The 23,447-nt window shown below is 65.4% G+C and carries 26 protein-coding genes, 1 pseudogene and 1 riboswitch; of the genes and pseudogenes, 13 read left to right on the forward strand and 14 right to left on the reverse strand.

Going from position 1 to position 23,447, the window contains the following annotated elements; translation table 11 throughout:
* Positions 1 to 60: 60 nt before the first annotated feature.
* The 4 genes and pseudogenes from P0R31_RS29540 (at position 61) to P0R31_RS29555 (ending at position 2,925) form a co-directional block, all read left to right on the forward strand.
* Complete coding sequence (locus P0R31_RS29540) at positions 61 to 585, forward strand: YegJ family protein (RefSeq protein ID WP_275517954.1); 525 nt, start codon at positions 61 to 63, stop codon at positions 583 to 585.
* Positions 586 to 625: 40 nt separating this feature from the next.
* Entirely contained in the window at positions 626 to 2,146 is a 1,521-nt protein-coding gene (gene hisS, locus P0R31_RS29545) for a histidine--tRNA ligase (RefSeq protein ID WP_275517955.1), read from the forward strand.
* A gap of 115 nt (positions 2,147 to 2,261) precedes the next feature.
* Positions 2,262 to 2,468: pseudogene (locus P0R31_RS29550) on the forward strand (tautomerase family protein); the annotation flags it as partial.
* Between the two features lie 61 nt (positions 2,469 to 2,529).
* Complete coding sequence (locus P0R31_RS29555; protein ID WP_275517956.1) at positions 2,530 to 2,925, forward strand: thioesterase family protein; 396 nt, start codon at positions 2,530 to 2,532, stop codon at positions 2,923 to 2,925.
* Positions 2,926 to 3,088: 163 nt separating this feature from the next.
* Here P0R31_RS29555 and proC read toward each other — a convergent pair whose 3' ends face one another.
* Positions 3,089 to 3,913: a pyrroline-5-carboxylate reductase gene (gene proC / locus P0R31_RS29560; RefSeq protein WP_275517957.1), complete on the reverse strand. Its 825-nt coding sequence runs from the start codon at positions 3,911 to 3,913 to the stop codon at positions 3,089 to 3,091.
* A 201-nt stretch (positions 3,914 to 4,114) separates the two neighbouring features.
* Entirely contained in the window at positions 4,115 to 4,615 is a 501-nt protein-coding gene (locus P0R31_RS29565; protein ID WP_025033850.1) for a YbjN domain-containing protein, read from the reverse strand.
* 432 nt (positions 4,616 to 5,047) lie between these two features.
* Positions 5,048 to 5,206: riboswitch (FMN riboswitch) on the forward strand.
* Positions 5,207 to 5,283: 77 nt separating this feature from the next.
* On the opposite strand from P0R31_RS29565, the gene P0R31_RS29570 reads away from it, so the two are divergent.
* Complete coding sequence (locus P0R31_RS29570; RefSeq protein WP_275517958.1) at positions 5,284 to 5,841, forward strand: 6,7-dimethyl-8-ribityllumazine synthase; 558 nt, start codon at positions 5,284 to 5,286, stop codon at positions 5,839 to 5,841.
* Positions 5,842 to 5,965: 124 nt separating this feature from the next.
* Here P0R31_RS29570 and P0R31_RS29575 read toward each other — a convergent pair whose 3' ends face one another.
* The 5 genes from P0R31_RS29575 to lgt all read right to left on the reverse strand — a co-directional run bounded on the left by P0R31_RS29575 (position 5,966) and on the right by lgt (position 10,604).
* Positions 5,966 to 6,919, reverse strand: coding sequence for a ribose-phosphate pyrophosphokinase (locus P0R31_RS29575; protein ID WP_275517960.1), 954 nt, complete (start codon positions 6,917 to 6,919; stop codon positions 5,966 to 5,968).
* Between the two features lie 194 nt (positions 6,920 to 7,113).
* Positions 7,114 to 7,731, reverse strand: coding sequence for a hypothetical protein (locus P0R31_RS29580; protein WP_275517961.1), 618 nt, complete (start codon positions 7,729 to 7,731; stop codon positions 7,114 to 7,116).
* Positions 7,732 to 7,855: 124 nt separating this feature from the next.
* Positions 7,856 to 8,623 (reverse strand): peptidoglycan editing factor PgeF, encoded by a 768-nt coding sequence (gene pgeF / locus P0R31_RS29585; protein WP_275517963.1) that lies wholly within the window; start codon positions 8,621 to 8,623, stop codon positions 7,856 to 7,858.
* Positions 8,620 to 9,738, reverse strand: a complete 1,119-nt coding sequence (locus tag P0R31_RS29590; RefSeq protein WP_275517964.1) for a class I SAM-dependent methyltransferase — start codon at positions 9,736 to 9,738, stop codon at positions 8,620 to 8,622. Before P0R31_RS29590 ends, pgeF begins: the two co-directional genes overlap by 4 nt.
* A 20-nt stretch (positions 9,739 to 9,758) precedes the next feature.
* Entirely contained in the window at positions 9,759 to 10,604 is an 846-nt protein-coding gene (gene lgt / locus P0R31_RS29595; protein WP_275517965.1) for a prolipoprotein diacylglyceryl transferase, read from the reverse strand.
* Between the two features lie 195 nt (positions 10,605 to 10,799).
* On the opposite strand from lgt, the gene P0R31_RS29600 reads away from it, so the two are divergent.
* From P0R31_RS29600 to ychF, 4 genes are all read left to right on the forward strand, one after another.
* On the forward strand, positions 10,800 to 11,051 hold the full coding sequence (locus tag P0R31_RS29600; protein WP_275517966.1) for an accessory factor UbiK family protein: 252 nt from the start codon (positions 10,800 to 10,802) through the stop codon (positions 11,049 to 11,051).
* Between the two features lie 261 nt (positions 11,052 to 11,312).
* Positions 11,313 to 12,029 (forward strand): 50S ribosomal protein L25/general stress protein Ctc, encoded by a 717-nt coding sequence (locus P0R31_RS29605; RefSeq protein ID WP_225115004.1) that lies wholly within the window; start codon positions 11,313 to 11,315, stop codon positions 12,027 to 12,029.
* A 58-nt stretch (positions 12,030 to 12,087) separates the two neighbouring features.
* Positions 12,088 to 12,693 carry an aminoacyl-tRNA hydrolase gene (gene pth, locus P0R31_RS29610; RefSeq protein WP_275517969.1) on the forward strand — a complete coding sequence of 202 codons (606 nt, stop codon included), beginning with the start codon at positions 12,088 to 12,090 and terminating at the stop codon, positions 12,691 to 12,693.
* Between the two features lie 123 nt (positions 12,694 to 12,816).
* Positions 12,817 to 13,914, forward strand: coding sequence for a redox-regulated ATPase YchF (gene ychF, locus P0R31_RS29615; protein WP_275517970.1), 1,098 nt, complete (start codon positions 12,817 to 12,819; stop codon positions 13,912 to 13,914).
* A gap of 123 nt (positions 13,915 to 14,037) precedes the next feature.
* Here the strand turns inward: ychF and P0R31_RS29620 are convergent, their stop codons facing one another.
* Positions 14,038 to 14,334, reverse strand: coding sequence for a DUF4282 domain-containing protein (locus P0R31_RS29620; protein ID WP_275517971.1), 297 nt, complete (start codon positions 14,332 to 14,334; stop codon positions 14,038 to 14,040).
* Between the two features lie 166 nt (positions 14,335 to 14,500).
* Here P0R31_RS29620 and P0R31_RS29625 point away from each other — a divergent pair, with 166 nt between their 5' ends.
* The 3 genes from P0R31_RS29625 (at position 14,501) to P0R31_RS29635 (ending at position 15,924) form a co-directional block, all read left to right on the forward strand.
* Positions 14,501 to 14,953, forward strand: a complete 453-nt coding sequence (locus P0R31_RS29625) for a MaoC family dehydratase (protein WP_275517972.1) — start codon at positions 14,501 to 14,503, stop codon at positions 14,951 to 14,953.
* A complete protein-coding gene (locus P0R31_RS29630; RefSeq protein WP_275517974.1) occupies positions 14,953 to 15,432 on the forward strand; it encodes a MaoC family dehydratase in 480 nt (159 codons plus the stop codon). Before P0R31_RS29625 ends, P0R31_RS29630 begins: the two co-directional genes overlap by 1 nt.
* A gap of 345 nt (positions 15,433 to 15,777) precedes the next feature.
* Entirely contained in the window at positions 15,778 to 15,924 is a 147-nt protein-coding gene (locus P0R31_RS29635; protein ID WP_225157367.1) for a hypothetical protein, read from the forward strand.
* A 39-nt stretch (positions 15,925 to 15,963) separates the two neighbouring features.
* Here P0R31_RS29635 and P0R31_RS29640 read toward each other — a convergent pair whose 3' ends face one another.
* From P0R31_RS29640 to P0R31_RS29660, 5 genes are all read right to left on the reverse strand, one after another.
* On the reverse strand, positions 15,964 to 16,101 hold the full coding sequence (locus tag P0R31_RS29640) for a hypothetical protein (RefSeq protein ID WP_007614812.1): 138 nt from the start codon (positions 16,099 to 16,101) through the stop codon (positions 15,964 to 15,966).
* A 299-nt stretch (positions 16,102 to 16,400) separates the two neighbouring features.
* Positions 16,401 to 16,823 carry a hypothetical protein gene (locus P0R31_RS29645; protein ID WP_036009414.1) on the reverse strand — a complete coding sequence of 141 codons (423 nt, stop codon included), beginning with the start codon at positions 16,821 to 16,823 and terminating at the stop codon, positions 16,401 to 16,403.
* A 217-nt stretch (positions 16,824 to 17,040) separates the two neighbouring features.
* Positions 17,041 to 17,949, reverse strand: coding sequence for a hypothetical protein (locus tag P0R31_RS29650; RefSeq protein ID WP_275517975.1), 909 nt, complete (start codon positions 17,947 to 17,949; stop codon positions 17,041 to 17,043).
* A 372-nt stretch (positions 17,950 to 18,321) separates the two neighbouring features.
* Complete coding sequence (locus P0R31_RS29655; RefSeq protein ID WP_275517977.1) at positions 18,322 to 18,762, reverse strand: nuclear transport factor 2 family protein; 441 nt, start codon at positions 18,760 to 18,762, stop codon at positions 18,322 to 18,324.
* A 195-nt stretch (positions 18,763 to 18,957) separates the two neighbouring features.
* Positions 18,958 to 19,395, reverse strand: a complete 438-nt coding sequence (locus P0R31_RS29660; protein ID WP_275517979.1) for a nuclear transport factor 2 family protein — start codon at positions 19,393 to 19,395, stop codon at positions 18,958 to 18,960.
* A gap of 625 nt (positions 19,396 to 20,020) precedes the next feature.
* Here P0R31_RS29660 and P0R31_RS29665 point away from each other — a divergent pair.
* Complete coding sequence (locus P0R31_RS29665; RefSeq protein ID WP_275517981.1) at positions 20,021 to 20,407, forward strand: hypothetical protein; 387 nt, start codon at positions 20,021 to 20,023, stop codon at positions 20,405 to 20,407.
* A gap of 112 nt (positions 20,408 to 20,519) precedes the next feature.
* Here P0R31_RS29665 and uvrB read toward each other — a convergent pair whose 3' ends face one another.
* Positions 20,520 to 23,420, reverse strand: coding sequence for an excinuclease ABC subunit UvrB (gene uvrB / locus P0R31_RS29670; RefSeq protein ID WP_275517983.1), 2,901 nt, complete (start codon positions 23,418 to 23,420; stop codon positions 20,520 to 20,522).
* Positions 23,421 to 23,447 lie beyond the last annotated feature (27 nt).

The raw sequence follows: 23,447 nt of genomic DNA on the forward strand, positions 1-23,447 counted from the left end.
CGTGCTGCTGCCGACACGCGACAAAGCCAGGACAAAACAAGCATCCTGGCCATCGCGATCATGACAATGAAACTCTCCCAACCCATGAAATGGGTCGTTCTCGCCGCCATCACCGGCGTTTGCGTTTTCGGCCTCCTGACCATCGGTCCGACCCACGAGGTCGCAGCGCAAGACCGCTCGCCGATCGTCGACGTACGCACCACCGACCCCGAGATGAACACTGCGATCGCTCGCGCCCGCGGCTCGCTGCCGACCTTCTGGGCCTCCTATGAATCACCCAAGCCGTCCGAGTCTGGTCACGCTTTGAAGGTGCGCTTTACGACCCGCAAGGGCGGGGAGCACATCTGGATCGGCGAGGTGAAGAAGCTGCCCGACGGGACCTTGACCGGCGTCTTCGCCAACGAGCCGCGCGATCTGCCGGGCAAGCGAGCCGGCGATAAGGTCAAGTTCGCGGAGGCCGACATCTCGGACTGGATGTTCATGCGCAACGGCAAGATCGTCGGCGGCGAGACCATCAAGCCGACGCTGAAATCGCTGCCGAAGGCCGACGCGGACGCGCTCCGGGCGCGGATGGAGCAGCCGTAGGGCAGTTGCCGCCTCGCGCCGCGGCTGGTAAACGCCGCGCATGGCCGAGAAACCCAAAAAACCCCAGAAACTGAAGGCGCGCCTGCCGCGCGGGCTCGAGGATCGCGATCCCGCCGCGATCCGGGCGACGCGCGAGATGGTCGAGAAGATCCGCGCCGTCTACGAGCTCTACGGTTTCGAGCCGGTGGAGACGCCGGCGATGGAATACACCGACGCGCTCGGCAAATTCCTGCCCGACCAGGATCGTCCCAACGAGGGCGTGTTCTCGTTCCAGGACGACGACGAGCAGTGGATCAGCCTGCGCTACGATCTGACCGCGCCGCTCGCCCGCTATGTCGGCGAGCGCTACGGTACCGACGGTCTGGTGCTGCCCTATCGCAGCTATCGCGTCGGCTATGTCTTCCGCAACGAGAAGCCCGGCCCCGGCCGCTTCCGCCAGTTCATGCAGTTCGATGCCGACACGGTCGGCTCGGCGACGCCGGCGGCGGACGCCGAGATCTGCATGATGGCGGCGGACACGATGGAGGCGCTCGGGATCGCGCGCGGCCAGTACGTGGTGAAGGTGAACAATCGCAAGGTGCTCGACGGCGTTCTGGAAGCCATTGGCCTCGCGGGTGAAGAAAATGCGGCGCGCAGACTGACCGTGCTGCGCGCGATCGACAAGCTCGACAAGTTTTCCGCGGACGACGTGCGCAAGCTGCTTGGTCCGGGACGTTGGGACGGCGGCGAGGAAGGCAAGGGCGACTTCACCAAAGGCGCCAATTTGAGCGCGGCGGAAGCCGAAATTGTTCTCGCCATCACCAGGCCGCGCGAGGATTGGAAAGAAGCAATTGCCGCGGCAGAAACCTATCTCGCCAAGAGCGAAGTCGGTCAGGCCGGCGTCAGCGAGCTGGAAGAGATTGCAAAGCTGGTCACGGCGTCGGGCTATGGCGCGGATCGCATCAAGATCGATCCCTCCGTCGTGCGCGGCCTCGAATATTACACCGGCCCCGTCTACGAGGTCGAACTCCTGCTCGACACCAAGGACGAGAAGGGCCGCCCGGTGCGCTTCGGCTCGGTCGGCGGCGGCGGGCGTTATGACGGCCTCGTCTCGCGCTTCCGCGGCGAGCCGGTGCCGGCAACCGGTTTCTCGATCGGCGTGTCGCGGCTGCAGGCGGCGCTGACGCTGCTCGGCAAGCTCGACACGCGGCCCGAATTCGGCCCCGTCGTCGTCACCGTGTTCGACCGCGAGCGCGTCGCCGACTACCAGAAGATGGTGGCGAGCTTGCGCGGCGCCGGCATCCGCGCCGAGCTCTATCTCGGCAATCCCAAGAACATGGGCAACCAGCTCAAATATGCCGATCGCCGCAACTCACCTTGCGTCATCATCCAGGGCTCGGATGAAAAGGCGCGCGGCGAGGTGCAGGTCAAGGACCTGATCGAGGGCGCCAAGGCGGCCGCCGCGATCGCCTCCAATCAGGAATGGCGCGAGACCCGGCCGGCGCAGTTCTCGTGCAGCGAAGCCGATCTCGTCGCAAAAGTGCGCGAGGTCCTGGCCCGCCATGACGTGAAGTGGGGCTAGCTATTCGCCCCATTCGTCATGCGCGGGCTTGACCCGCGCATCCATCTTCAAAATGATGGATTGCCGGGTCGAGCCCGGCAATGACAATGGATGATCAACGACGAGCAGGGAGAGAAGAATGCCTGAGATCACCATCAGCATGGCCGAAGGCCGCACCGACGAGCAGAAGGCCGGCATGATGCGCGACATCACCCAGGCGCTGGTGAAGAATCTCGGCGTCGATGCCGACGCCGTCGTCATCCAGATCAACGAAGCCCCGCTCCGCCACAAGATGAAGGGCGGCAAGACCTTCGTGGAGCGCGCGGCGGCGGCGAAGAAGTGACGCGTTAGCATCATTCCGGGTTCGCGCTATCGCGCCCCCCCCGGAAGGACGAGCCAGCCCAATGGACGCACGCGACTTCATTAATGTCGGCATGAGCGCCGAGCGCACGCTGGTGGTCCCGGTGGAGCGCACGGTCGGGCATTTCGTGTCAGGCATGCCGTTTGTCTACGCGACGCCGATGATGATCCTGGAGATGGAGATGACATCGGGCGATGCGATCCGCTCAGCGCTTCAGCCGGGCTGGGTCACGGTCGGAACCGAGGTCGACATCCGCCATCTCGCCGCCGCGCTGGTCGGCGCAACGGTGCGGACCACCGCAAAGGTGATCGCGGTCGAGCGCCGCGTCATCCGCTTCGAGGTCGAGGCGTTCGAGGGCCCGCGCAAGCTCGGCGAAGGCCGCCACGCCCGCGGGCTCGTCAATGTCGAGATGTTCAACAAGCGGTTGGGAGCGACGTAGCTTCCGCTTGCTCTGCCCTCATCCCGAGGAGACCGCCACCGGGTCCGTGCGAAGCGCGGCCCGATGACTGGCTCCGCGGTCGTCCCGAACGATGGCCGCGGGCGAGAGCCCGGCCTTTCATGGTTCGAGACGGCGCTTCGCGCCTCCTCACCATGAGGATCGTCTACTTCGCCAATTCCTTCGACCGCTGCGTCGCCGCCGCGATCGCGCGGATCATGAGATCGCGCAGGCCCGGCTCGCCCATCAGCACACTGAGCGCTGCGGCCGTGGTGCCGCCGGGCGAGGTGACGTTCTGGCGCAGGGTGCTCGCTGGCTGCTCCGACCGGTGCAGCAGCTCGCCGGAGCCGGCGACGGTCTCGCGGGCGAGCTTGGTCGCCAGCGCTTCGGGCAGTCCCGCTTCGACGCCGGCGCGGGCAAGCTCTTCGGCGAGCAGGAACACATAGGCCGGGCCCGAGCCGGACACCGCGGTGACCGCGTCCATCAATCCTTCGTCCTCGACCCATTCGACCGAGCCGGTCGCGCGCAGCAGCGCATCGGCCACCGCGCGCTGCGCGGCGCTGACGTCGTTCGCCGCAACGGCGACGGTGATGCCGCGGCCGATCGCTGCCGGCGTGTTCGGCATTGCGCGCACCACGGCGCCGCCGCAGACGTCCTGGAGCGCGGCGATCGTGGTGCCCGCCATGATCGAGACCACCGAAGTCTTGTCCGAAACGAACGGCTTCAGCTTGGCGCCGGCCTCGCGGAACATCTGCGGCTTCACCGCCACGACCAGCGTCTCGACAGCGCCGGCGGCGCTCACATCAGGATTGAGCACGACGCCCTTGGCGGCCAGCGCGGAGATCTCGGGCGCAATGTGCGGCTCGATCACGGCGACGCGGCGCGGATCGAGCCCGCCCGAAAGCCATCCGGTCAGCATCGCGCCGCCCATCTTGCCGGCGCCGGCGAGCAGGATGGTGCCGGAGATGTCTTGGAGGGTGTTGTTTGCCACTGTGGTCACCCAAGCAAAAGGTGTCGTCCCCGCCTAGTGCGCAATTGCGCACGGGGGCGGGGACCCATAACCACAGGCGGTTCTAATAGATGGAGAGCAGAGCAACAAGCATCCTGCGATACGGCGGAATCACGCGGTATGGGTCTCGGATCTGCGCGCGCTTTGGGCGCGTTTGTCCGGGACGACGTTTGGGAACGAGCGCTACGCTTCTCCGACCGTATCGAACATTGCCGCGTCCATCGCCTCCGCCGTGCTCTTGCCGGCCCACACCACGAACTGGAACGCGGGGAAGTAGCGCTCGCAGGCATGAATGGCGCCGGCGAGCATGACCTCGCATTGCGCCGGCGAGGCGGTGAGGCCGCCCGGCAGCACCAGGGCTTGGCGGTGCATCACCATGCCGGTGTTGGTCCACAGGTCGAAATGGCCGACCCACAGCTGTTCGTTCACGGCGGCAACGAGCCGCTGCACCTCGCCGCGGCGCGCGGGCGGAATCTTCATGTCGAAGGCGCAGGCCAGATGCAGCGCCTCGATCTCGCCCATCCAGGTGAAGGAGAGCTGGTAGTCGGTCCATTGTCCCTTGGAGACAATCGTGAGCTCGTCCTCGCCGGAGCGTTCGAACGGCCAGTTGTTGCTGGCGGCGATGTCCTCGACCACCGCGAGCGGATGGTTTCTGGAATCGATAGTGCCTTCGAGCAGGGACATGCCGTCTCGACCTCTTGCCTTCTTGTTGTCTTTGATACGCACGCGGTTGGGCCCGGCGCGCACTCCCTAAACGTCGCTGCGGCGTCCCCTCGGATCAGCCTTTGCAATCCCCTCGGAGTCGCTGTTGCGATCCCTCGGATCGGCGCGGGCCTGTCGCGGATCAAGTGATGTGATTTGCGGAATCTGCGCAACGGGGTCGCGAGTCCGTCCACAAGCCAGGACTCGTTCGTCCACAGCTCATCTCCGCCACAATTCTTAACGGGAGAACAAACCGGAATCGGATTCGGCAAAAAACGCTCGTCGCAAATTCCACCGGACGAGGGCCGGGCCGCCGTGCGGACATGGGACCATGCGCTTTGCCCATGCGGAACACGCTTGCCGCGATTGCCCGGCGGCGGCATATTTCCTGGTAGGCCGTTCATCCCGGACGGCCGATGTTCTCAGGGCGGGGTGGAAGTCCCCACCGGCGGTAAGGGCCGAAAGGCCCAAGCCCGCGAGCGCCTTCCGCGAGGGTTATCCCGAACGGAAGGGTCAGCAGATTCGGTGCAACTCCGAAGCCGACGGTTAAAGTCCGGATGAAAGAGAACGGTCGGTAGCAGACGCATCGCAAGGTGCGGCTGTTTGTCGTTCCGTGTGCCCTGATTCTGGTCCTTAAACCGAGGAAAGCCATGAATCAGATGCTGCAAGACCCCCAAGCCGAAACGTCCCAAACGCCGCCGCCGGTTCCCGCGGACCCGGCACCTTCGCATCCGCGTTTCGCCAAGCCGCAGCGGGTGGCCTTCGTGCAGGCCTGCTGGCACCGCGACGTGGTCGCGGAAGCCCGCATCGCCTTCATGAAGGAGGCGGAAGCCCGCCACCTCACCCATGTCGACGTGTTCGAGGTGCCGGGCTCGTTCGAGATCCCGCTGCACGCGCAGGTCCTCGCCAAGACGCGGCGCTACACCGCGATCGTCGCGGCCGGCCTCGTCGTCGACGGCGGCATCTACCGCCACGAATTCGTCGCCGACACCGTGATCAAGGCGCTGATGGACGTGCAGCTGCGCACGGAGGTGCCGGTGTTCTCGGCCGTGCTGACGCCGCAGCAATTCCACGAGACCGAGGTGCACTACGATTTCTTCCGCAAGCACTTTGCGATCAAGGGCGTCGAGGTCGCGACCGCCTGCGCGGAGACGTTGCACGGGCTGGAGCGCCTGCGCGGCCAGGTCGCAGCGGGCATCGTGGGGTAGTCAATGGTCATTCCGGGGCGCGCGCAGCGCGAGCCCGGAATCCATTGATCGACACGGATTGCGGCAAGATGGATTCCGGGTTCGGCGCTGACGCGCCGCCCCGGAATGACGGTGCTAGATCAAATCAGTCGAACAGGCTCGACACCGATTCTTCCGCCGCCGTGCGCGCGATCGCATCCGAGATCAGGCTGGCGATCGGCAGGGTGCGGATGTTCGGCGCCTTGGTCACCGCGTCGGTCGGCAGGATCGAGTCGGTGATCACCAGCTCCTTCAGCTTGGAGCTGGAGATGCGCGCGGCGGCGCCGCCGGAGAGCACGCCGTGGGTGATGTAGGCGTAGACGTCCTTGGCGCCCTTGGCGAGCAGCGCATCGGCCGCGTTCACCAGTGTGCCGCCGGAATCGACGATGTCGTCGACGAGGATGCAGGTGTGGCCCGAGACGTCGCCGATCACGTTCATGACCTCGGACTCGCCCGGCCGCTCGCGGCGCTTGTCGACGATCGCGAGCGGGGTGTTGATGCGCTTTGCGAGGCCGCGCGCGCGGGCGACGCCGCCGACGTCGGGCGAGACCACCATCGTCTTGGTCAGGTCGAACTTGTCCTTGATGTCGCGCACCATCAGCGGCGCGGCGAAGAGGTTGTCGGTCGGGATGTCGAAGAAGCCCTGGATCTGGCCGGCATGCAGGTCGAGCGTCATGACGCGGTCGACGCCGGCTTGCGTGATCATGTTGGCGACGAGCTTGGCCGAGATCGGCGTGCGCGAACCGGACTTACGGTCCTGCCTGGCGTAGCCGAAATAGGGCAGCACCGCGGTGATGCGGCGCGCCGAGGAGCGGCGCAGCGCGTCGGTGATGATCAGCAATTCCATCAGATGGTCGTTGGCGGGGAACGAGGTCGACTGAATGACGAAGGCATCCGAGCCGCGGACGTTCTCCTGGATCTCGACGAAGATCTCCATATCGGCGAAGCGCCGTACCACCGCCTTGGTCAGCGGCAGGTCGAGCCCTTGCGCGATCGCCTGGGCGAGGGCCGGATTGGAGTTGCCGGCGACGAGCTTGATGGAGCCGTTTTTGGCCGACATGGACGCTTCCTCCCGCGCTTTGCTGGATACGACCTTCAACATCAGAAAATACCCGCTGGCAGCACGGTTACGACGGGCGAGGAAATATCAGGCGGAAGGCCGCAATGGCAACCCGGGATGCTACGTTTTCCCTTTGAAAATCCTGAGTCGGGCCAACGGCTTGGCCGCAAGTTGAGGCCGTGGTTTAGCGGGGGTTATTGCTCGGCATAGCCGAGCGCTGACGCCGGCATATCCGGTGCGGGAGCGTCCTTGACGACGCTGGCCACAGCCGGTCCCCGCAATGCCGGAGCCGCGCCGGGTGCATCCGGCGTTCCGTTGATCATGTTGGAAAGTCCGCTGAATCCGGCCTGGGCGATCTTCCGCAGCACGAGGTCGTCGGCAGCCAACCACGCGTCGCGCCCGCCCTTGGCCGAGGTCGGTTCCTCGCCGGAGAGACGCAGCGCGCGCTGCTGGTTGGCGTCGTAGACGTCCCAGACCCAGGCGATCACGGTCTTGCCGCGCACCACCTGGGCGGAGAGGTAGCTGCGCACGCGATAGGCAGCCGCGCCTTCGCGGGAGACCACGGACAGGCTGCGCAGCTTGGATTCGCTGTCGAGCACGCCGACCATGCGGTCGAACACTTGCGGAGGTGGCCCGTCGATCGATTCGAAGGCGATAGTGGCCCCGCTGCCGGCGCTCGGGGCCATCGCATAGGAATTGACGGCACTGCCGCCGCCGCCGGCGCAGCCGCCCAGCGCGGCCGCAGCCGCCAGCAGCATGACCGCCAGCACGCGCGAACCCGCGCGGCGGAAGATGAATGACGCGTCCCTCATTATGGAGGGCAGCGATATCGTTAAAATCGATTAAGGTCTAGGGCAGGCGAGCCACAGCACACTGTCATTCCGGGGCGCGCTTACTTGGCGCGAACCCTGGAATGACACGGGGTTGCCTCTGTGTTCACGCCTCAAGCGCGATCGCGTGAACGTGGCGGCCGTAATCCGGCTCCTTGCGATGCACCGAACGGCGATAGCTGAAGAAGCGCTCGTCGGAATAGGTGTCGAGGCCAAGATCGTCGATCATCAGGATGCCGGCGGCCTCCAGCCGCTTGCGGATGAAGCCGGCGAGATCGAACATCGCGTGGCTCTCGCGCACCGAGGGGATGAAGAACACAGCGTTCTCGGCATCCTGTTCGATGAAGCGCGCGACGAACTCGTTGCCGACCTCGTAGCTGTCCTGGCGGATCAAGGGGCCGATCGCGGCGATGATGCCGCCGCGCGTGGCCCCGAGCTGCTCCATCGCCGCGATGGTGGATTCCAGCACGCCCGTCAGTGCGCCCTTCCACCCCGCATGCGCGCCGCCGATCACGCGCGCCTGGGGATCGACGAACAGCACCGGGCCGCAATCGGCGGTGGAGACGCCGAGCGCGATGCCCGGCGTCTTCGTCACCAGCGCGTCGCCTTTGGGGCGCGGCCCGTTCGGCCACGGTGCCTCGGCAACCAGCACGTCGGGCGAATGGATCTGGTGCAGGCTGAGGAAGCGCTCGGGCGCAACGCCGACATGCTCGGCCATGCGGCGCCGGTTCTCGGCGACCAGGGCCTGATCGTCGTGGGAGCCGAGCCCGCCGTTCAGCGCGGAATAGATGCCGCCGGAGACGCCGCCTTCGCGGGTGAAGAAGGCATGGCGCAGCCCGGGCACGGCGGACAGCAGCGACGAAGCAATCGTCATGAGGCCTCTCCTGCCTGTTCCAGATCGCTGAGGCCGGCAAGCCCCGTCAGCCGCGGCTCGGAGATGCCGAGCACCTTGAACATCGAGCCCATGCCGCCACGTCCGGTATCGGTCAGGCGCCTGAGCGCCACCGAAATGTCGGTGGCGATTTCGGGCGCTGCTTTCTGCATCAGGGCGGCGGCGCGGGTGTCGATGCCGATCCGCTTGAGGAAGTCGCCTTGCGTCACCGGCCCATGCACGCGCGCCCCGACATCCTCGGCCGCGCGCGCCAGCGCCTGGAAGTCGACATGGGCGGTGACGTCGGCCTGGCCCGGCGCCTTCAAGGGATCGGCGAAGGTGTGGCGGGCGATGGCCTGGAAAGTATCGCCGGCATCGCTGCGCAGATGCCCATAATCGATGATCAGCGCGGCGCCGTCCTGGTCGCGCACGCGCGTGGCGAGCTTCATGATCTCGCCGTCGGGACGCCACTCGAACACGGCGCCGATCGGGGCGGCGCGCACCAGGGGCGGCAGCAGCACGTCGAAGCGCGGCGTCGGCTCCGGCGCCGCGCCGAATTGAAGCTTGCCGTTGGGATCGATCTCGATCACGCGCTCGTGCCAGCCGTTCTCGTGGCGGATCATCTGGTGGACGGGCAGCACGTCGAAATATTCGTTGGCGAGGATGATGCTCGGTCCCTCCGGCACCTCGTCGATGCTGTCGTGCCAGGCGATGTTGCGCACGTTGGCGAGCGTCGCGCTCTGCCGGTCCCGCAACACGGGATTGACCTCGACCATGTGGATATGGAGCGCCTGGTAGAGCGGTGGCAGCACGCGAAGCGCCCGCAGCGCATCCGCCATCATGGTGCCCCGGCCGGGGCCGAGCTCGATCAGCCGCAAAAACTGCGGCGAGCCCATCTGTTTCCACACCGAGGCGGTCCACAGGCCCAGCAGCTCGCCGAACATCTGGCTGACTTCGGGCGCCGTGGTGAAGTCGCCCTCGCGCCCGAGCGGATCGCGCGAAACGTAATAGCCGTAGCGCGGATGCATCAGGCACAGTTCCATGTACCGCCAGACCGGCATGGGCCCGGAGGATTTGATCAGCGCCTTGATCTCGTTGAGCAGCGGCTGGTCGGTCACGGCGATCTTCTCGAAATGAATTAACGAATGGCCTCGATGGGCATCGGCGCACCGCGCCTTACTGCCAATACAATAAGTATGAGGCCGACGATAAGCATCGGGATCGACAGAAGCATGCCCATGGTAAATCCGCCCCAGAGAAAACCGAGCTGCGCGTCCGGCTCACGGAAATGCTCCCCGGCGATGCGGGCGAGGCCATAGACCAGGATGAAGGCGCCAAGGATCATGCCGGGCCGCTTCAAGGCACCGAACCGGATCATGATCGCCAGCACGGTGAACAGCAGGATGCCCTCCATGCCGGCTTGGTAGAGCTGGCTCGGATGGCGCGGCAGCTGCGTCGGATCGTTGGGGAAGATCATCGCCCAGGGCAGGGTCGGGTCGGTGGCGCGGCCCCACAATTCGCCGTTGATGAAATTGGCGATGCGTCCGAGCAAGAGCCCGACCGGGGCGACCGCGGTGGTAATGTCGCCGAGTGACAGGATCGAGATGCCATTGCGGTAGGCGAACCACATCACCGCGACGACGCAGCCGAGGAAGCCACCGTGGAACGACATCCCGCCCTCCCACAACTTAAAGATCGCGGCCGGATGATCGATGAAAAAGGGCAGGTTGTAGAACAGCACGTAGCCGGCGCGACCGCCGAGGATGATGCCGAGCGTGACCCACAGGATGAAGTCATCGATCTGAAGCAGCGAGATCGGCGCGGGCCCGCCCCACAGGCGTTCGCTCTTCAGCAGCGCGCGGGCATAAAGCCAGCCGAACACGATGCCGCAGATATAGGCCAGGGCATACCACTTGATCGCGAACGGACCGATCTCGAGCGCGATCGGGTTGAAGGCGGGGAAGTCGATGAGCAGAAAGGGCATCGCGCCTTCTATGTCCAAGCGGGATCGCGGCGGGCGCCGGCAGACGCACCGTGATTCCCCTTATGCAGGGACGTTGAATACGATTGCAAGGAAACCCGCGCATGAGAAGGATACCGCCGCTTCGCTCTTGAACCGGCCCCCTCGGATTGCCATTGTCTTTCCGCGAGGTCGCGCAAAGTTTATCGGAGGCCCACAATGACCCAGACCAACAACCGGTTTTTCGACGAGATCGGCCGCCTGATGAACGACGCCGCCGGTGCTGCCCAGGGCGTCAAGCGCGAGTTCGATTCCGTGATGCGCAGCCAGGCCGAAAAATTCCTGCGCGACATGGACCTCGTCAAGCGCGAGGAGTTCGAGGCGGTCAAGGACATGGCGCGCCTGGCGCGCGAGGAGAACGAGGCCCTGAAGACGCGGATCGCAGCGCTGGAGGCCAAGCTGGGCGGGTGACGCCACTCGGCGTCATTCCGGGGCGCGACAAAGTCGCGAACCCGGAATCTCGAAATTCCGGGTTCGGTCGCGGTCGCGACCGCCCCGGAATGACGGCTCATCTGGCAGCGCCGGACCAGCCCATTCTCCTTGTCATTTCCGCAGCTTCCGGGTAAAAGCCCGCCACGTCCGCGGCCCCCGCACCCCTGGAGGCTTGCTGTGGACCATGCCATGGGCCGCCTTGCGGCCCATTAACTTTTGCAAAAACAAGGACTTAACGACATGGCGACGACCGTCAAGGAATTGAAGGCGACCGCACGTCCGAAGAGCGGCAAGGGGGCCGCCCGGGCTGAGCGTCGCGCCGGGCGAGTGCCCGGAGTGATCTACGGCAACAACCAGCCCCCGCTGACGATCTCGATCGAGGATCGTGAACTGCGCCAGCGCATCCTTGCCGGCCGGTTCCTGACCACGCTGGTCGACATCGACCTCGAGGGCAAGAAGCACCGCGTCATTCCGCGCGACTACCACCTCGACCCGGTCAAGGACTTCCCGATCCATGTCGACTTCATGCGGCTGGGCGAAGGCGCCACCATCCGCATCAGCGTTCCCCTGCACGTGGTGAAGGCGGAAACCTCCCCGGGCGTGAAGCGCGGCGGCACCGTCAACATCGTCGCGCACGCGATCGAGCTCGAATGCGGCGTCGAGAGCATCCCGCAATACATCGAGGCCGATGTCGGCGCGCTCGAGATCGGTCACTCCCTGCATCTGGCCGACGTCAAGCTGCCGGCCGGCGTCAAGGCGCTGACCCGCGAGGACGCGACCCTCGTCACCATCGTGCCGCCGTCCGGTTACGCCGAAGAGCAGAAGGCCGCTGCTGCGGCTGCCGCTGCTGGTGCGGCCCCGGGCGCTGCGGCTGCTCCGGCCGCTGGTGCTGCGGCTCCGGCTGCTGCTCCTGCCGCTGCTGCCAAGGCTCCCGCCGGCGGCGACAAGAAGAAGTAATCTCTCGAAGCTGGCGCGCGGTCCTTGACCGCGCGCCGAGCGGGGGGCGCGCCGCGTCATGCGACTCTTTGTTGGGCTCGGCAATCCCGGCGCGAAATACGCACGTAACCGGCACAATATCGGCTACATGGCCGTCGACGAGATCGCGCGGCGTCATGGCTTTGCGCCATGGCGGCGCCGCTTTCAGGGCGAGACCTCGGAAGGTGCGCTCGGACCTGAGCGCGTGATCCTGCTCAAGCCCACGACCTACATGAACGAGTCCGGCCGCAGCGTTCAGGAAGCGGCGAGCTTCTTCAAGATCGCACCTGGCGACACCACCGTGTTCCACGACGAGCTCGAGCTGCCGCCGGGCAAGGTGCGGGTGAAGATCGGCGGCGGCATCGCCGGCCATAACGGCCTGCGCTCGATCTCGGCGCATATCGGTAACGATTATCGCCGGGTCCGGCTCGGCATCGGTCATCCCGGCGTCAAGGAGCTGGTGCACGGCCATGTGCTGTCGGACTTCGCCAAGGCCGACAACGAATGGGTGACGACGCTCTGCGACGCGGTCGCCGAGCACGCCGCGCTGCTTGCCAAGGGCACGGACGCAACCTTCGCCAACAGGGTTCATCTTGCCATGCAGGCGAAGGGGTTTTTGACCAAGGACGAGAACGGCAAGGAATAACACCGGTCATCGCCGGACTTGATCCGGCGATCCATCGTTCGAAGAAGATGGATGCGCGGGTCAAGCCCGCGCATGACGAGTTCGGAAGACATTTGCGCGCGTAGCGCGGAGGCCAGGACCACCATGGGATTCAAATGCGGGATCGTCGGATTGCCCAATGTCGGCAAGTCGACCTTGTTCAATGCGCTGACCGAGACGGCCGCGGCGCAGGCTGCGAACTATCCGTTCTGCACCATCGAGCCGAATGTCGGCGAGGTCGCCGTGCCCGATCCCAGGCTCGACAAGCTCGCGGCCATCGCCAAGTCGGGCCAGATCATCCCGACCCGGCTGACCTTCGTCGACATCGCCGGCCTCGTGCGCGGCGCCTCCAAGGGCGAAGGCCTCGGCAACCAGTTCCTGGCCAATATCCGCGAGGTCGACGCCATCGCGCATGTCGTGCGCTGCTTCGAGGATTCCGACATCACCCATGTCGAAGGCAAGATCGCCCCGCTCGCCGACATCGAGACCATCGAGACCGAGCTGATGCTCGCCGATCTCGACAGCCTCGAGAAGCGCGTCGACAATCTCACCAAGAAGGCCAAGGGCAACGACAAGGACGCCAAGGAGCAGCTCGATCTCGTCAACCGCACCCTGGTGCTCTTGCGCGATGGCAAGCCCGCGCGCCTCGTCGAGCGCAAGGCGGAGGAGGAGCGCGCCTTCGGAATGCTCGGCCTGCTGTCGTCCAAGCCCGTGCTCTATGTCTGCAACGTCGAGGAAGGCTCCGCCGCCACCGGCAACGCCTTCTCCAAGGCGGTCGAGGAGCAGGCGGCGAAGGAGGGCGCGGTCGCCGTCGTCATCTCCGCCAAGATCGAATCCGAGATCGCGACCATCTCGCGTGACGAGCGCGCCGACTTCCTGGAGACCTTGGGCCTCGAAGAAGCCGGCCTCGACCGCCTGATCCGCGCCGGCTACGGTCTGCTCGACCTCATCACCTACTTCACCGTGGGCCCGAAGGAAGCGCGCGCCTGGACCATCCATCGCGGCACCAAGGCCCCGGCAGCGGCGGGCGTGATCCACACCGATTTCGAGAAGGGTTTTATCCGCGCCGAGACCATCGCGTACGACGATTACGTCGCGCTCGGCGGCGAAGCCGGTGCCCGCGATGCCGGCAAGCTCCGCCTCGAAGGCAAGGACTACGTCGTCGCCGACGGCGACGTGATGCATTTCAGGTTCAATACGTAGGTACCAACATCGCTTGCGTAGGGTGGGCAAAGCGAAGCGTGCCCACCACCTCCCTCATCTCGCGGAATGATCGTGGGCACGGCGCTGTGCGCCTTTGCCCACCCTACGCGCCTGTGCGTGCCGCTACCGCGTCCCCCCGCCCTGATCCCTGATCGCGCCGAGATGCTCGTTGATGCGGAAGACGATCAGGATCAGCTCCGCGACGATGCGCGAGAACACGATGCCGACCACGACGCTGGCGATCGACGACAGCAGCACCAGGAAGCCGCCGAACGGGCTGATCGCCATCGCGGCCAACCCTGAGAAGATGCCGGAGAGCCCGAACAGGCAGATCAGCGCGATCACCAGCCAGTAAAAGGTCTTGATGATCGTCGGCGTGATGAAGCGGTCCCATTGGAACAGGTCGCTGAATGAGAACATTGCTCTCCCCAAGGCACATCGGGACTTCAAATCGGGTTCGGCCGTCGATCGATCCGACTCAAATCAACGCCGATCCCAAGTATGTAGCACGAGCCATGCGGGCCGGCGGGTTGAGATTGCCGCAAAGTGCGGCCACAATCTGTCATTCCCGCAAAGCTTTCCCGAGATGACCCTGACCTTCGAAGATTTCCCGCCCGGCCGGTTCGGAACGTTCGGCCCGCGCCACGTCACCCGCGACGAGATCCTCGCCTTTGCCGCCGAGTTCGATCCGCAGCCGATGCACCTCGACGAGGCGGCAGCGGCGAAAAGCATGCTGCGCGGCCTGTCCGGTTCGGGCTGGCACCTGTGCTCGCTGATGATGCGGATGATGGCCGACGGCTTCATCACCCGCGCCGCGTCGCTGGGATCGCCCGGCGTCGACGAGGTGCGCTGGCTGTCGCCGCTGCGGCCCGGCGACGATCTCACGCTCGAGGTCGATGTCCTGGAGGCGCGGGCCTCGAAGAGCCGACCTGAGCTCGGCATCGTCAAGTTCAAATGCACCGCGCGCAACGCGGCGGGGCAGGCGCTCGCCGAGATGACCTCTCCGATCCTGATCAAGCGGCGCGAGGGAGCGGCCTGATGCGGTTCTTCGAAGACATCGCGATCGGGCAGCGCCGCGAGATCGGCGCCTATACGTTCACGGCGGAAAAGATCAAGACATTCGCCGCCAAGTTCGATCCGCAGCGCTTTCACCTCGACGAGGAGGAGGGCAAGAACTCGCTGTTCGGCGGGCTCGCGGCCTCGGGCTGGCATGTCGGCTCGGCCTGCATGAGCCTGCTTGTCGCCGACGGCCAGCGTCTGGCGCGCGAGGCCGCCTCGCGCGGCGAGGAGGTCGCCGTGTGGGGTCCGTCGCCGGGCTTTCGCGACCTGCGCTGGATCAGGCCGGTGCTCGCGGGAGATACCGTCGCTTACGTTAATGAAGTCGTCGACAAGCGGACCTCCGCCTCCCGTCCCGGCTGGGGCATTTTGACGGCCCGCACCACCGGCACCAATCAGCGCGGCGAGGAGGTCTATTCCATCACCGCGTCCGCCTTCGTGCCGCTGCGCAAGGGCGCGTGATTTAGAATCGATCGAGAAGGTTGCGGCTCTTCACCTCTCCCCGCTTGCGGGGAGAGGTCGGATCGCTCTTGCGATCCGGGCGAGGGGGTACAGCTCTCTCGTTGGATCTCGCGTGTGGAGAGAGGCCCCTCACCCCGACCCTCTCCCCGTAAGAACGGGGCGAGGGAGAAGCGAAACCGAGCGAGTGTTGCCCGCGCGCTATGGACGCGATTCCGGGTGGCTGCCATAAGCCTGCGCAACATGGTTGCGGCGAAGCAGTTTCGCGGAACCAGTGAGTTGCTAACTAATTATGAACCTGTCGCTGTCTATTTGAAACGAATAGGCAGACGACAGGGGACGAGGACCATGGCTGACCGCGGCGCACTCAAATTTGTTGGATTCATCTTCGCGACTGCGACGCTGGCGGTAATGCTGGTCGCGGGCATGGTGGTGAAGGGCTACGCCGATGGCGCCTACACGCTGGAAGCCTCGACCGCGGAAGCGGCCCGGTAAGAATTCGTTAAACGATCGCGGCCGGCATCCGGCCGCAGCTCAGCGGCTATAGACGAACGCCAGGATGGCGATCGCAACCGCCAGCAGCCCGACAAAGCGCAGCATGATCGTGCCGAATTGATTCGGCGCGGGCCGCAACGGGATCGGGTCCGTGGTGTCGGGCCGAATGCTTTCCATCTGAAATGTCCCCCGAGCCCGGCCGTAGCTGCACGGGCGCTTGGCGTTGGTCGCCGGGAAGGGGTGGTGGGTTCAAAGCGCTTCTTTTCACCTCTCCCCGCTTGCGGGGAGAGGTCGGATCGCTTGCGATCCGGGTGAGGGGGTACAGGTCCCTCGACAGATCGCAGCGCGCGGAGAGAGGCCCCTCACCCTAACCCTCTCCCCGTAAGAACGGGGAGAGGGGAAACATCTCGCTCTGAATCGAAACCGCCGCGCTCCCTTCCGGAACGCGGCGGCCAATGATGCGTTCGTGCCGGCGATCAGCTGTTGCGCAGGCCGTCGGCGGCGCGCTTCCACTGCGCGACGTTGTCGGCGATCATGCGGGTCGACTTCATCGCGGCCTGGCTGAGCTGGGCGTAGCCGGAGATCTCGCGCTGGACGCGCTGGCCTTCGGCGTGGAGCAGATCGCGCAGGCTCTCGAGCTCGGAGATCAAATTCTCGATCTCGGCGAGCGAGGTGCCGGCAACGCGCTGGATCAGCGAGTTGACGTTGTTGACGGTGGCTTCCGCGCTCGGGTCGAGCGGCGGCGCGTCGGTGGTTGTCGCGGCCGGACGGCGCAGATAGGCGATGTCGTTGCGGACGAAATCGCGGATGCCGGCTTCGACCTCGGTCACGGCGGCGAGGTTGGTGTCGACCGTCTCGGTCTCGGTGGCTTCGATCTTTTCGGGACGCATGGCGTTCATCGTTATTCCCCTGTTCGCGTTGAGCGCAGCGCGAGTGTCCCCCGCACGACGACGTCTGTGAGGCAGGCTGCATCAGGGCGTCCGATTTTGACCGCAAATGGGCCAAGATGCGGCAAGGCCGGACCATTCGGGGGTTTTGCCGTGGCGCATGGTTAGGGAAGTGTGAATGCTGCCGCGGTGATGGCCTTCTCCCCGCAGGCGGGGAGAGGCGAAGGGCTCACCAGCTCTTCTTGAATCCCGCCGTCACGCTCTTGTTCAGCGTGCCTTGCGGGGTTTCACCGACCGAGCCCGAAACGGTGACGTTGTCGAACAGCTTCTGTTCCGCGCCGAGCTTGCGCAGCCATTTATCGTCCGTGGTCGACAGCGTCTGGCCGGCAACGATGCTGGTGCCGGTGTCGGTCACGGTGACCTTGGCGCTCTGGTCGGTCTCGTAATTGCGCGTGACGTGGCCGCCGATGCCGGGGACCGCACTGGTGCCCTGCTGGTTGACGCTGTAGCCGTTCTGCAGCGTCAGCGAGGTGTCGCCCGACAGCGGCACCGATTTGGTCAGTGACGCCCCGATCTTGCTGTGCTCGGCGCCGGGATCGACCCTGGCTTCCACCGCGGTCTTGTCCCAGATCGCGCCCGCGCCCGGCGCGGTTGCCGTCGCCCAAGCGCTGCCCGAGGATTGCGGCAGGTTGCCGCCGTTGGTGGCCTTCTGCGCCAGCAGCTCGGACATCGTCCTGGGCTCGTTCGCCAGCGTCATGTCGGCGCCGATCCGCGTATCCCAGAACGAGGACACCGATTGCTTCACGGTCACCGCCGAGGAGCCGTTGGCATTCGGGTTCGACGACCAGTCGAGGCCTTCCCTGGCGGCGGCCTGGGCGCGCTTCTTGGCGGCCATCGGGTCGATGCCGGTCCCCGCATCGACCGCGAGCTGGCTCCAGTCGAGCTTGTCGACGTCGATGCCCTTCATGAGGTCGGGATCATTGACGTCGGGGGCTTCGGCGGCCTCGGTCTCGTCGTCGGATGCAGGTGAGGAGAAGGGCGGAATGATCTGCGCCTGTAACGTCAGCGCCGAGCCCAAGATGAATGCGGCCACCAGCAATGGCAGCCTGGTCAAGCCAAACCCTGTCGAGAATTCCATCGTCCTGCCCACGAACCCCAGCGCATGCTGTCCGCCCCACTATAGCGGCCGCAATGACCATGCGCCATCCGGCGCAGAAAGTGCCGATTTATCGTTGCGGAATTGTGGCGGTTCGCAAGTGGAGGCGAACCAACGGGCCGCGCGAAAGGCGCGCGTCCGATGACAAGCTCGTGATGCGACGGCATCCGGCGGGGCTGGAGGCCAGAACGTCGCGATCGCCTCGTCATCGGTCCCGAACAGCGGGGCCCGTTGGCGTCCCCCCTGAAGCGCGATGATCATCATCGCGCTTCAGGTTGGTGTTTGCGCATGATCTTCTCGGAGAACCGCTTCGCACTTTGCGCTAACGCGGCCCTTCGGGTCCGGATCATGCGTTTAGCCGACGCTGGTCATCTTCGGCAGATGAATGGCGCGGCCGAGTGCCTGCTCGACCAGGTCGAAGGTGTCGATCAGCACCCGCATGCTGATCAGCTTGCCCGCCTTGAACTGGGCGAACTGCGCGACGCGCAGGCTGATCGGCTTGTTGGAATCGAGGGCCGTCAGCGAATAGCGCACCATCGAGGCGGCGGAATCGACGCCCAGCATGATGCTCTCGCGGTCGAAGCGGCGGACCTGGAAATTGTCGGCGAGCTGGCGGATGACGTCGAGCACGGCATCCTTGCCCTGGCGCGCGCCGAGGAACGGAAACATGTCGATCGGCCCGTACAGCGCCCATTCGACGTCCTCGTCGATCAGGGCCGCGATGTCCTCGAAATGCCGGTCGTTGATCGCGCGGTGCAACGCGCGCGAGAAACGCCAGAGGCTGTGCTCTGTCATTTGGGGCAGTCCTGAAGCTGGCTTTACGGAAAACGGCAAACAACCCCACGCGCAGTCATGCGCCGGGGCTCAGCTCATTTGTATACAAACAAAGTAGCAGATTTCGGCCAAAACGCAATTCACGTTTTTGCAATGCACACTTGATCGTGCTTTGTGAGATTTGCAATAGAACCCCGTAATTGTCCGGGTCGACGCTCACTGCCCTGTGATCAGCGGCCCGATCTCGCGTTCCAGCACCTGCTGCACCAGGTCGTAGGAATCGATGATTTCGCGGATCTCCGCCACCAGTCCGCCGCGGAACGTGTAGAACACCGCCATGTCGAACTGCACGATGCGGCCGTTGCTGCGCTTCTTGAAATAAGCGTGCATGTAGGTCGCGACCGCCTCGCCTTCGGCGACGATGTGCGGCGTCTTGTAGCGAACCTCCGAATAGCGCGACCAGACCGTCTGCCACAGCTCGCGCAGCTCCTGCTTGCCATGGCGCGGCACCATGTGCGGCAGCACGTCGATCGGCGCATGGGTGAGGAAGTCGACGTCCTCGGTGCAGCAGGCCAGCGCCGCCTCGATGTCGCCGCGCGCGAAGGCATCGAGCAGATGCACGACGCGTTGGCGATTCAGCTTCTCCACCGTCATTCCCGCCTGTCCTTTGTTGGTCTTGTGGCGTTGCGCAAGCCTAACGCGTGGTCTCACGCATCGGCAATCCGCAAGATCACAGGGATGTTGCAGACGTTTTGACGTTCCACCGCTATGCCCGGTTCATGGCGGACAATTGCTGGTTGAGTTGCGGAACGACTGCACGAATTCGCGCTCTATCCGATTGCGTAGCGCGCAACGCGCGTGGCGCAGCGCGCAACGTCAGCACGAGGCGGGCGTATGAAAACCTCCGTCGGCTCTGCAAAGGCGAACCGGCTGCGGCGCCGGCGGTCTGCTCCCTCGCCCCGCAGGCGGCAGGGCTATCGCATATGACTTGAGGTGGCGGTCTGCGCGCACGCCTCGTCCTTCGAGACGGCGCTGACGCGCCCCCTCAGGATGAGGCTAATCAGCGTCAGTGCCCGTTGAAACTGCTGCCGCGCACTCCGCCCTCATCCCGAGGAGCCCGCCTCCAGCGGGCATCTCGAAGGATGGCCGCAGGGAAAAACTTTCAAATGCGATAGCCCTGCCGCAGGCGGGGAGAGGCGAAGTTACCGCGTGACCCATCTCACATCGCCGCACCGGCGCGGCGACTACCGTCATCGGCATGTCATCAGGGAGACGTGCCATGGCCGCCATCGCCAATGCCAGAAAGTCCCGCCTGCATAACGCGTTCGAAGGCCTCGCGCTCACCGCGAGCCTGCAGAGCTTCCCGACCTTCGCCACCGCAGCCTTCCTGCTCAAGCTCGTCGCCGACCACGACCTCGTCGGTGACCCCGGCGTCGCCATCTTCGTCGCCTTCGCCTCGCTCGTCCACGCGACGCTGGCCGTGACCTTCGGCCCGAGCTTCCCGCACCTCTTCAAGACCGTCTACGAGCCGAAATTCTTCGAGGCCCATTTGTCGCTCTCCGACAAGATCACGGCCTGGCGCACCCAGCCGGTCGCCTCGCTGCAGCTGGTGACGATCGTGCTGCTGCTGTCGGTGATGGCAGTGGTGACGGCAAGCGTGGGGTGAGGGGGGGAGTCTCTCCTCGTGTCATTCCGGGGCGCCGCAGAGCGGCGAGCTATGATGCGCAATTGCGCATCTGAGTATCCATAACCACGAACGTCGCGATAAACCTACCCGCCTACCTCTTCTTCCACCCCCCGCGCCGCCCCGGCATCCCGCCCGTCGACTTCGGCGCCGGTCCGAACTCCGGTCCCGACTGCCGCGAATCCGTCGGCTGGATGATGCGGCTGGTACTGCCGAACGGCTTTGACGGCAGCGCGCGGCTCTCGCGGTACGGCAGCGATTCCGGGCCGTGCATTTCGTCGAGATGCGGCTTGTGGACCTTCGAGCCGCTGCCGGCGCCGCTGGCCTTCAGCGCGGAGCTCACCGTCTTCTTCTTCATGGCGCTGACGGGAAGGTTGGCGGCATCGCCATACTTCTTCGCCCCCGCATAGGCGCCGGCCTTGCCTTGCACGGTGCGCTGCTTCGCGGTGGGGTCGTCGACCACGGCGAGCTCGGTGGCGCGCAGGCGCTTGACCTCGTCGCGCAGGCGGGCGGCTTCCTCGAAGTTCAGATCGGCGGCGGCCTCGCGCATGCGGGTTTCGAGATCCGCCAGCACGGCTTCGAAATTGTGCCCGATCGAGATGACGTCGTCGGTCATGTCGTGGCCGCCGACCTCGACCAGCACGTGGTCGCGCTCGTAGACCGAGTTGAGGATGTCGCCGATCTGCTTCTTCACGCTCTCCGGCGTGATGCCGTTGGCATTGTTGTACTCGACCTGCTTCTCGCGGCGGCGGTTGGTCTCGGCGATGGCGCGCTCCATCGACCCCGTCATCTGGTCGGCATAGAGGATCACCTTGCCGTCGACGTTGCGCGCGGCGCGGCCGATGGTCTGGATCAGCGAGGTCTCGCTGCGCAGAAAACCTTCTTTGTCGGCGTCGAGAATGGCGACCAGCGCGCATTCGGGAATGTCGAGGCCTTCGCGCAAGAGGTTGATGCCGACCAGCGCGTCGAACGCACCCAGGCGCAGATCGCGGATGATCTCGATGCGCTCGATCGTGTCGATATCGGAGTGCATGTAGCGGACGCGAATGCCCTGCTCGTGCAGATATTCGGTGAGGTCCTCGGCCATGCGTTTTGTGAGGACCGTGATCAGCGAGCGATAGCCCGCTTGCGCGGTGGCGCGCACTTCGCCGACGAGATCATCGACCTGCGTGCGGGCGGGGCGGATGTCGACGGGAGGATCAATAAGCCCGGTCGGACGAATGACCTGCTCGACGAAGACGCCGCCGCTCTCGTTGAGCTCCCAGCTGCCCGGGGTTGCCGACACCGCGACAGTCTGCGGCCGCATCATGTCCCATTCCTCGAACCGGAGCGGGCGGTTGTCCATGCAGGACGGCAGGCGGAAGCCGTATTCGGCCAGCGTCGCCTTGCGCCGGAAGTCGCCGCGGAACATGGCGCCGATCTGCGGGATGGTGACGTGGCTCTCGTCGGCGAAGATCAGCGCGTTGTCGGGCACGTATTCGAACAGCGTCGGCGGCGGCTCGCCCGGCCGGCGCCCGGTCAGATAGCGCGAATAGTTCTCGATGCCGGCGCAGCTGCCCGTCGCCTCCATCATCTCGAGGTCGAAAGTGGTGCGCTGCTCCAGCCGCTGTGCCTCCAGGAGACGCCCCTGGTTGTGGAGCTGGTCGAGCCGCTGCTTCAGCTCAGACTTGATCGACTTGATCGCCTGCACCAGCGTCGGGCGCGGTGTCACATAGTGCGAGTTGGCGTACATCTTGATGAATTCGAGCTCGTCCTGCTTGTGGCCGGTGAGCGGATCGAACTCCTCGATATTCTCGATGCTGTCGCCGAACAGGTTCACGCGCCAGGCGCGGTCTTCATAGTGCGCCGGGAAGATGTCGATGACGTCGCCGCGCACGCGAAACGTGCCGCGGGTGAAATCGGCCTGGGTACGCTTGTACTGCAGCGCGACGAGGTCGGCGATCAGCTGGCGCTGGTCGATGCGCTCGCCCTTCTTCAGCGCGAAGGTCATCGCGGTGTAGGTCTCCACCGAGCCGATACCGTAGATGCAGGACACCGAGGCCACGATGATGACGTCGTCCCGCTCGAGCAGCGCGCGCGTCGCCGAGTGGCGCATGCGGTCGATCTGCTCGTTGATCGAGGAATCCTTTTCGATGTACGTGTCCGTGCGGGGCACATACGCTTCCGGCTGGTAGTAGTCGTAATAGCTGACGAAATACTCGACCGCGTTGTCAGGGAAGAAGTTCTTGAACTCGCCATAGAGCTGGGCGGCCAGCGTCTTGTTCGGCGCCAGGATCAGGGCCGGGCGCTGCGTCGCCTCGATCACCTTGGCCATGGTGTAGGTCTTGCCGGAGCCGGTGACGCCCAGCAGCACCTGCGAACGGTCGTTGCGATTGATGCCCTCGACCAGCTCGGCGATCGCGGTCGGCTGGTCGCCCTTCGGCTCATAGGACGATTTGATCTCGAAGCGGACGCCGCCTTCGGACTTTTCCGGGCGCGGCGGCCGATGCGGCGTCCACACCTTCATGGAGCCGTCGCCCTTGCGGAACTCCGGCCGGCCCTCGCGGATCAGCGATTCCAGGGCATCCGCGGTCGCCTTGACGCCGAGCGCCTCCATCTTGGAACGCGGCGGACGCGCCAGCGCCTCGGCATCGTCCTCCTCTGTGGGCAGGCCGAGCTGCCGCGCCAGTTCCGGATCGAGCGTCGGAATGGTGGCCGCCGTGCCGTAATTGGCCTGCGGCGCCTCCTCCAGCCCGGCCGGGCGGTCGCTGGGGAAGTCCTTCGGCGTCGAAGCCCGCGCGCGATGCGCGGCAGCTTCGCCCCCCGCGCGGCGGTCGCGCGAATTGTCCGGCGGCGGCTGCAGGCCGGTGCCCGAGCCAAGTCCGGCATCGCCGCGATTGATCGCGGGATTCAGCAGTTCAGCCAGCGCCGGCCCGATCGGCTGCACGTCGGGCCGATGAGCTTTGGATTTGGGGGATTTGCCGGATTTTTCAGAGGATGCGGGTTTCTTCGCCATGAGGCGAATATGGGACGAGTCCGCCCC

The organism is Bradyrhizobium yuanmingense (genome assembly GCF_029167105.1).
GTDB classification, from domain to species: Bacteria; Pseudomonadota; Alphaproteobacteria; order Rhizobiales; family Xanthobacteraceae; genus Bradyrhizobium; species Bradyrhizobium yuanmingense_A.